Below are 7,251 nucleotides of genomic sequence, written 5' to 3'. Positions count from 1 at the left end.
GCCCAAAATAAGTACTAACACTTAAAATATAGCAGCTCATTTTCATTTGTCAGGTATCACTAACTACGGCAATTACACATAAAAATGAGGGTTTAACCCCAATCTTACTGCTGTATACAGCTAGAAATAGTCATCGAATTGTTCTGCTATAATTAAAAATGATCTTTTGAAACTTATAACTTCAAACTTTAAAGGAAGACAATATGTTAAAAAAAATCAGTTTCCTCATCTGCTCATTAGTTGTTGCTTTCACATTAACTGCCTGTAATACCACTAAAGGTGTTGGTGAAGATATAGAAGCAGGAGGAGAAGCAATACAAAGAGCAGCCCAGTAAACATTAATGCTCTTATTTCAAATGCTAGAGGGTATATTTATTTTGAATCCTCTAGTATTTCCTTATTCATTTAACGAGACTCCAATTTGTATTTTCTTTTCCGTATTTACTTACACTTTATTCATGTAAAACATTTATAAATATGTCTATTCTGATAGTGTGTTCTAAACTATTGTATCAGTTTATTTTGCCTCGATATTTGGGGCTTTTCTTTGCTTTTCAATTTTTTTATAAATAAAGGCCATCAGCTATTAACTGAAGGCCTAAGAAACTACAAAAAATCAGATTTTAATAATGCCACTTTCAAAATATAACTATATTAATTTTAAAATACACTTTCTAACATAATGGTTTTTCCAAAAAATCATTATCATCAAGTATCCATAATGGCTCCATATTACTATCTTTTTTGATAACTAATGATGGGTCTGAACGTAAACATGCTCCACCATAGTGACCTCCGACAGTAAATGTGCAGACTTGAATAAAACGCCCTGCAACGTTTGGCAAGCACCATAATTGTTGGTAAATATTTTCCTGTTTATCGAATTGGCCAGAAGTCTCATCTAAAATCGTGTCGCACTCACCTATCAAACCGATATTGTCACCACAGCGGCCTGCTATTGGCTTTATTGCATAACCACTCGAGCGTAACTCGTCACTGATATCAAAACTTGTATTCAAAAGGTAGGGATGATAGGGAAATAACGACCAAAGAATAGGTAATATCGCTTTATTACTTGGAATGACTGTCCATAAAGGCTCAAAGACACGAATCTCAGGCTTTAATAATACATCAACTAGTCTGACGTCATTATATTCTGAGTGTCCGGTACGAATTTGTAGAGCTGAATGCTCATAGTCTTTCTCACATTCCTGCCGAATTTGCTCAAGAGCAGTTTCCCACGCCCATGTTTTCCAAACACACTCTAATATACGGCCATCACTATCAACGACTTGACCTGTTTCATTCCAAAATAATTCGTCTAAACCATGAATAATTTTATAATCGAATCCCGCTTCAGTAATTGCATGCGCCATGTATTGCGAATGATAATCTTCTTCACTATCTACATCCTGCATAATATGAATAAACGGTTTAGCTGAAGAATGTTCCCATGTACTAGAAAGTAATTCAGTTAAGTAACCACTTGGGTTTTTGCCATCTTTCAGCTGCCCTACTTTTGCCCACTTATCAATAATTACCCCTGCCTCTGTATGACAAGAAGCTGAATCCGCATTATATTCATAGACTTTTAACCCTCGCTCATCCAAACAAAAGTCTAATCTTCCTGTGATCATATCATGACGCCGATTCTTCCAGGATAAACGTATGCGAGGCCAAAGAATTTCTGGAATATTAAAAAGTTTCAATAAGTTATCACTCTTTAATACTTTTTCTGTCGCATGCAGATACATAAGATGAACTTCATTGGTTGCTTGTATCAGTTTATTTTCAGCGGTACTAGATATTGTAAAATATTCATGAAGAGCGCTATTTAGCGCGCGACCTTGTCTAGCTTGAATATATTTATTTTCTATGGGATTTGAGCTATTCAACCATTCGTTATTATAGTCAATCTTATTATCTATTTTAGCAGCATGAATCTTTAGCAACTCAGGATTAGTATACGGGCCTGAATAAGCATGCTCATCACTATCTGTTTGTATCATCCATCCCAAAATTTTAGTGTTTGGGAAAGTATCTGATAGTGTATATCTTCCTTTATTTCTTTTCAGAGACAATTCTCTTGTCCACTGCTGGCCTATGGGCAATTTATGGTGAATGACATTTTGCTCAGCGATACGTACTTTATCATCATAAACCTTGGTGATAATTGCTATATGGCCTGTTTTATTAAACTCACCCCCCTCATCCCAAATTAACAATGACCCCGCGGCAGGCTTAACAGGACTCCCATTAACAAAAGCTTTTAACGGTAAAATGTCATCATCAACTACGTGTCGTAGAAAGCGCAGAGAAAATACTTCATAGGCCATACCAACATCACTAAAAACAGTACCGTAATTGAGGTATAAAAAACGGCGAGCAAACTCAACGCATTGCCATTTATAGCCCATATATTCATTGCCAATATAACTTCGAAAAGAAATATCTTTTTTATTTTCCACATTAGGCAATGAATCATAATCTGATGAGTATATTGCTACGCCTCCTGGAGCATATCCGAGTAAAGTTCCAAAAGGTTCGTATTCACTACTTAATAACCCCATGTTATAGCTCCATCTTAATAATAAATACATGCTAGCCATAACTATCAGTGTACGCCTATAAAATATGAAAAATCCATTTTTTTGATATAAGAAACTTATCAATAGTTAGTTAAATAAAAGCAACCTGTTAGCACAAAAAAGCTCCCAAGAGAGATCGCCATTTATAGCAACAGTTCCGATGCTCCCTTCTGTGGGTTCTTAGTGTTTTAAATATGTCTGCTATATACCGGGTGAAAAGTGGTTTGATTACTATCTTTACAAAACAATGAGTTCTTTTATTTTCACTTTCAAAAAATGACCTATTTAGCGGTATAACTATTTACAAGAGTTACCCTCAGTTAAATAGACCATCCCTTTTAAGCCCCAATCTAGGGGCTATTTTTTTGCCTTTAAAAAGCCTCTGTTTTCTTAAAAGCTCGCTGTTGTTGTCTTACACAGCCATCAATTTAAAATATTTGGAAATACTTTTGCGTATTTTGAAATACCAACTATATTTAAGGCGATATTTAATTGTATAAAGCAACATATTTAGCCCAACGCTGTGTGGGCTTTTTTTATCCATACAATTTCTGGTACTATAACTTTTAAGGCTCTCACCATTACAGAATCAAGATAAAATCACGTTTTCAAAATATGAACCTTATACACAACCTCCCGATCACAACCATACTTATCGTTACCTCCCTATTTCTTTGCGTTGTATTTATTCTTATTAGTGATAACTATCAAGCAGACGTGACAACTCTATTCTTTAAAGCTTTTATATATCTACTTGCAGCTATCTCCTTCTTAAACTTACTTTTTTTAATTAGAACTTTCATTGGCTGGAACTAATGTAAGCACTCCGTTCTAATGTAATCTTGCAAATACAAAGTTTGTTTTTCGTTCTCAACTATCATTTTTCTGAGACGCCAATAATCTTGTTCAGCTGCTTCACTAAGTCGTGCGGAGCTTTCATTGCCTCCGCTTTCGAAGGTATTCGCTTCGGGTTTTGGACATTTGGCGTTGACGTACACGCGCTTAGTACCATTACTAACATCATTGCGCAGCTTATCAATTTCAGCTTTTGCATTTGAGAGATCCATTGTGTGAGTTTTGTCGAGTTCGTGAAGTGAGTTAATACGTTTTTGGTAATCCTCATTAATTTTGACCTGCTCTGTCAACTCAACGAGTAGTCCGGCATTTTTGGTATTTAACTCACCTATCCTCTCGTGTTGTTTCCACATTCCCCATATGGCCACCCACGCAGCGATATATAACAATGCACTGACTGTATTCATGGTATCCACTATATAGATAATTAAAAGTTAACTTGCCGACTTTTGTAGTGTTCTATAACTTTCTGGCGCGTTTTTCTAAACTGGCTTTATCAATACCGCATGTATTGTCAGTGAGTCTGTTGGCGCCAAATACAATCATTGATATCGCGAGTAACATAAAGCAAATTACTACCACTATAAGTTTCCATGACATATAGCCGCCTCCGCTTCTCTGCGATTACCTCATCGTTATAGAAGATAAAGAAGCCGTACTGACCAGCTTTATTGATTACTTTGCACTTCACGCTTAACCTTTGATAGCATCAAGAATAGCCCTTTAAAAACAGGATAGACAGTATGCATAAAAACAAAGCTATATTAGTATGTTTTGTTATCGCTTTAGTAACAGCTTGTTCATCAAACACTAACCCCCAAACTAAGTCAGATACTTGCGAGATAAAAATGGATACTCCCGAAGGTAACTTGCCTGGGAAAATAGAGCAGTCCAGTGGAAATAGTCCCGAATGTAAAGCGATTGAAAGAGCTATAGATAAAGCTATCTAACATATGAATTAGACAGAAGCTAGTAAGCGAGTTTTCATTGCAGAAAAGCCCCAATCATGGGGCTCATTAAAAATTTACAGCTATTTATTGATAATGGTTACTCGCTTTACATCAACTTCTAATGAAGCCCACTCTTTATCAATTTCACCATCTAAACGAACTTTTGTTTCAGGTGTCACAACCTGTCCACGCCAGCGCCTATCATCAATATCTACAGCAATTGAGCCAGTACTATCTTTAAATTCGTAAAGCTCTTTACCAATCTGTTTAACAATATGACCTTCAAGTGAAACCCATGCATCATCAGGAAGCTCTTTCGCTTGAACGACAGTTGTTACTGCTTGAGCTGTTGCAACAAACCCACCTTTTGGACTAACAGAACCATCATTCGAAACAAATCCACCAGCATGGTTATTAGCTAATACGCCAAATGAAGCTGCTGATAATACGAGCGCAATAACTGTCTTATTCATAATAATTCCTTTTGTCTGTTAATTTTTTATAGTTTATCAATTAAACCTTAACAGAATCTTAAGGCAAATAATTAACACTTTAGATCGGTTATTGCACATAGCAGCACATGTAACTCTGACCAATCGTGACAGAAAATCTTATGTTTATTTTAACTATAAAAAAGACCGCCTAGGCGATCTTTTATGAATAACTGATATAGCTCAGATGAAAAGTTTAACCTGACCATAAGTTTATTAAAGATTAAGAGTGAACATCACTCTCTACTCAGCGTCTTTTTCTTTAGTTAAACAATAACGCAAGTTTTGCCTAATAGCTTCAATAGACCAAATCCAAAAAGCAGTTCCAACAAACTCAGATATTAGTGCTTGATAACCAGCAGTCCAAAGCCAGCCAGACAATCCTAATAATGGTACAACTAAGCCATGAGCAAAAACAGAAACACCGATACCAAAACATATACCGTGTAATAATTTCACCTTAGGTAAGTATTCAGCGATAACACAATATATAACTGCAATAACTATCGAAAATAATATATGAACACCATTCCCGCCCCAATTAATACTATATCCCATCCAATGATAAGTCATAGTATCTATATTTAGCCCAAGCTTTTCTAACAAGACAATGGGAGGTGGGGTTGTTTCTAGCGTTCTCGGTGGAATCAAACCTTCAAAGCCAGATTTAACTAAAGCGGAAAATATACCCGCAATAATACCAACATATATTGCTATACAAATATGCCTAGAGCTTTTCTTTGTCAATTTAAATAGATCAATCATTATACATACACGCCTTATGAATAGATATTATGAATATAGTAGAGAAAAGGGCAATTGTTTATTATTAGTATAATTATTATTTTTAATGTGTTGGGATGCTTGAAGCATAGTAACAAAAGATGGCTCATTAAATATAAATAAAAAATCAACGACAATAAAAAATTCAATCGATACCCCTGCTCAGATCCCTGAGTAATTGTCATAGGGTTTAGCCAGTCAGCCTTGACATGCACCAGAATGAAAAAGTAACTCCCAACTTTGCGTGTGGATTTCAAGAACGGCAGGCCTACCACTTGAAATTACTTTATCGTTATAGAGAAAAATTGAAGATATATTTTTATTATTTCAATAATCCGACACATAATAGCCATCAAAAAACAACATTCAAATAATGATTATTTTGCTTTTTAAAATAATAAGTTATATTAAAATAAGCATTAGGCAAGTCTCACTAAAAACAATGAGGATATTTTATGAAAAAAATATTATTTGCTAGCATCATTGCAACATCGTTAATGACCACTTCAGCTTTCGCCGCAACAGATGCAAAACCTGTATCTCAATGGACATGCGAAGATTTCTTAGCAATCGATGATGCATTTTATCCAACAGCAATTGGTGCTGCTGAGATTATTACCCAGAAAGGTAAGGTAGAAGACCCTACTTTAGATATTAGTGGTATTGCAACATCCACTCCGTTAATTGTTGAAGCTTGCGAAAAAGCTCCCAAAGAATCATTTATTCAAAAAGTCGAAGCTCATTTGAAAAAAATGTAATCTAAAGACCCCACCCCTCTGGTGGGGTTTTCTTTTATTGTGCATAACTACACATGTAACTATGAACAATCGTAACAGCAAGTCTTATGTTTGTTTTAGGTATAAAACCTGACATTACTGACGGGTCTATAACACGTGTAATATGATATATTTATACTTCGGGATGCTATTCTTTTCAAGACTCACCGATCTGCATTAGTTCAATTTGTATCCATACTCTTCACATTGTTCAATAACACTGCGATACTTATATTCATTATCACCAACCAGAACAACTCTACGTAAGTCAATGTTACCTACAGGCTCAGGCATTGATGTGATGAAAGGGATTGTTTCTTTATTGGATTTAGCGACTAAACCGCAATATGCATCATACGGATTAGCAATCATTTTACCGAGTTTGAACTTTGCAGATATTGGTAATTTAAGGTGGTTTTTTATTAGGCTAACTACCTTTGCTTCTTCTTCCTTATTTAGACCTCTCTCTGCTGCTAAAGCACTGCTTGATACAGCCATAATTGAGATGGCTAGTACTACTGAGAATAATTTACTCATTTAATTACCCCCTCATTAAATATGAACATCAGATATCTATTTAATTTAGATAGATAATATTATTAAAGATTAAATAATGAGGCAATAAAAAACCCCGCTTAATGAATCATCCAACTTTATGGGGTCAGATCACATCGCAAGGTTTCATTCTATAAGTTAGGTGACAACGTATTCACTCTTATCACAATAACATCGAATTTACGTAGCGCACTAGTACTTTTTATGAATATATTGGATGTAAAAAAGCCCGCGATTGCAGGCCTTGAATTGG

9 protein-coding genes are annotated in these 7,251 nt (G+C 35.3%); 3 read left to right on the top strand and 6 right to left on the bottom strand.

Annotated elements, in window-relative coordinates; genetic code table 11:
* Nucleotides 1-203: 203 nt before the first annotated feature.
* The gene (locus PR767_RS17110; RefSeq protein WP_004261473.1) at nucleotides 204-335 is read left to right on the top strand and encodes an entericidin A/B family lipoprotein; all 132 of its coding nucleotides are present in this window, start codon (nucleotides 204-206) and stop codon (nucleotides 333-335) included.
* A gap of 339 nt (nucleotides 336-674) precedes the next feature.
* On the opposite strand, the gene gss is transcribed toward PR767_RS17110, so the two are convergent.
* The 3 genes from gss to PR767_RS17095 all read right to left on the bottom strand — a co-directional run bounded on the left by gss (nucleotide 675) and on the right by PR767_RS17095 (nucleotide 4,043).
* Nucleotides 675-2,570 carry a bifunctional glutathionylspermidine amidase/synthase gene (gene gss / locus PR767_RS17105; protein ID WP_196719146.1) on the bottom strand — a complete coding sequence of 632 codons (1,896 nt, stop codon included), beginning with the start codon at nucleotides 2,568-2,570 and terminating at the stop codon, nucleotides 675-677.
* Between the two features lie 830 nt (nucleotides 2,571-3,400).
* The gene (locus tag PR767_RS17100; RefSeq protein WP_004261480.1) at nucleotides 3,401-3,850 is read right to left on the bottom strand and encodes a lysis protein; all 450 of its coding nucleotides are present in this window, start codon (nucleotides 3,848-3,850) and stop codon (nucleotides 3,401-3,403) included.
* A gap of 52 nt (nucleotides 3,851-3,902) precedes the next feature.
* A complete protein-coding gene (locus PR767_RS17095) occupies nucleotides 3,903-4,043 on the bottom strand; it encodes a hypothetical protein (protein WP_164564164.1) in 141 nt (46 codons plus the stop codon).
* Nucleotides 4,044-4,186: 143 nt separating this feature from the next.
* On the opposite strand from PR767_RS17095, the gene PR767_RS17090 reads away from it, so the two are divergent.
* The gene (locus PR767_RS17090) at nucleotides 4,187-4,393 is read left to right on the top strand and encodes a thiamine biosynthesis protein ApbE (protein WP_196719145.1); all 207 of its coding nucleotides are present in this window, start codon (nucleotides 4,187-4,189) and stop codon (nucleotides 4,391-4,393) included.
* Nucleotides 4,394-4,473: 80 nt separating this feature from the next.
* On the opposite strand, the gene PR767_RS17085 is transcribed toward PR767_RS17090, so the two are convergent.
* A complete protein-coding gene (locus tag PR767_RS17085) occupies nucleotides 4,474-4,866 on the bottom strand; it encodes a YgiW/YdeI family stress tolerance OB fold protein (RefSeq protein ID WP_196719144.1) in 393 nt (130 codons plus the stop codon).
* Nucleotides 4,867-5,127: 261 nt separating this feature from the next.
* Nucleotides 5,128-5,649 (bottom strand): YagU family protein, encoded by a 522-nt coding sequence (locus tag PR767_RS17080; protein ID WP_004261490.1) that lies wholly within the window; start codon nucleotides 5,647-5,649, stop codon nucleotides 5,128-5,130.
* 473 nt (nucleotides 5,650-6,122) lie between these two features.
* Here PR767_RS17080 and hdeA point away from each other — a divergent pair, with 473 nt between their 5' ends.
* Nucleotides 6,123-6,425, top strand: coding sequence for an acid-activated periplasmic chaperone HdeA (gene hdeA, locus PR767_RS17075; RefSeq protein WP_004261494.1), 303 nt, complete (start codon nucleotides 6,123-6,125; stop codon nucleotides 6,423-6,425).
* Nucleotides 6,426-6,620: 195 nt separating this feature from the next.
* Here hdeA and PR767_RS17070 read toward each other — a convergent pair whose 3' ends face one another.
* The gene (locus PR767_RS17070; protein ID WP_004261497.1) at nucleotides 6,621-6,980 is read right to left on the bottom strand and encodes a hypothetical protein; all 360 of its coding nucleotides are present in this window, start codon (nucleotides 6,978-6,980) and stop codon (nucleotides 6,621-6,623) included.
* Nucleotides 6,981-7,251: the final 271 nt, after the last annotated feature.

Origin of the sequence: Providencia sp. PROV223, from assembly GCF_028479245.1 — a bacterium.
In the GTDB taxonomy this organism is placed as follows: domain Bacteria; phylum Pseudomonadota; class Gammaproteobacteria; order Enterobacterales; family Enterobacteriaceae; genus Providencia; species Providencia rettgeri.
Note: the sequence above shows the minus strand (reverse complement) of the source record. Positions and strands in the feature narration are given on the sequence as shown.

What these genes read in the sequence shown, in the direction of transcription:
- PR767_RS17110 (WP_004261473.1), top strand. Translation starts at nt 204, where the DNA reads ATGTTAAAAAAAATCAGTTTCCTCATCTGCTCATTAGTTGTTGCTTTC.
- gss (WP_196719146.1), bottom strand. Translation starts at nt 2,570, where the DNA reads ATGGGGTTATTAAGTAGTGAATACGAACCTTTTGGAACTTTACTCGGA.
- PR767_RS17100 (WP_004261480.1), bottom strand. Translation starts at nt 3,850, where the DNA reads ATGAATACAGTCAGTGCATTGTTATATATCGCTGCGTGGGTGGCCATA.
- PR767_RS17095 (WP_164564164.1), bottom strand. Translation starts at nt 4,043, where the DNA reads ATGTCATGGAAACTTATAGTGGTAGTAATTTGCTTTATGTTACTCGCG.
- PR767_RS17090 (WP_196719145.1), top strand. Translation starts at nt 4,187, where the DNA reads ATGCATAAAAACAAAGCTATATTAGTATGTTTTGTTATCGCTTTAGTA.
- PR767_RS17085 (WP_196719144.1), bottom strand. Translation starts at nt 4,866, where the DNA reads ATGAATAAGACAGTTATTGCGCTCGTATTATCAGCAGCTTCATTTGGC.
- PR767_RS17080 (WP_004261490.1), bottom strand. Translation starts at nt 5,649, where the DNA reads ATGATTGATCTATTTAAATTGACAAAGAAAAGCTCTAGGCATATTTGT.
- hdeA (WP_004261494.1), top strand. Translation starts at nt 6,123, where the DNA reads ATGAAAAAAATATTATTTGCTAGCATCATTGCAACATCGTTAATGACC.
- PR767_RS17070 (WP_004261497.1), bottom strand. Translation starts at nt 6,980, where the DNA reads ATGAGTAAATTATTCTCAGTAGTACTAGCCATCTCAATTATGGCTGTA.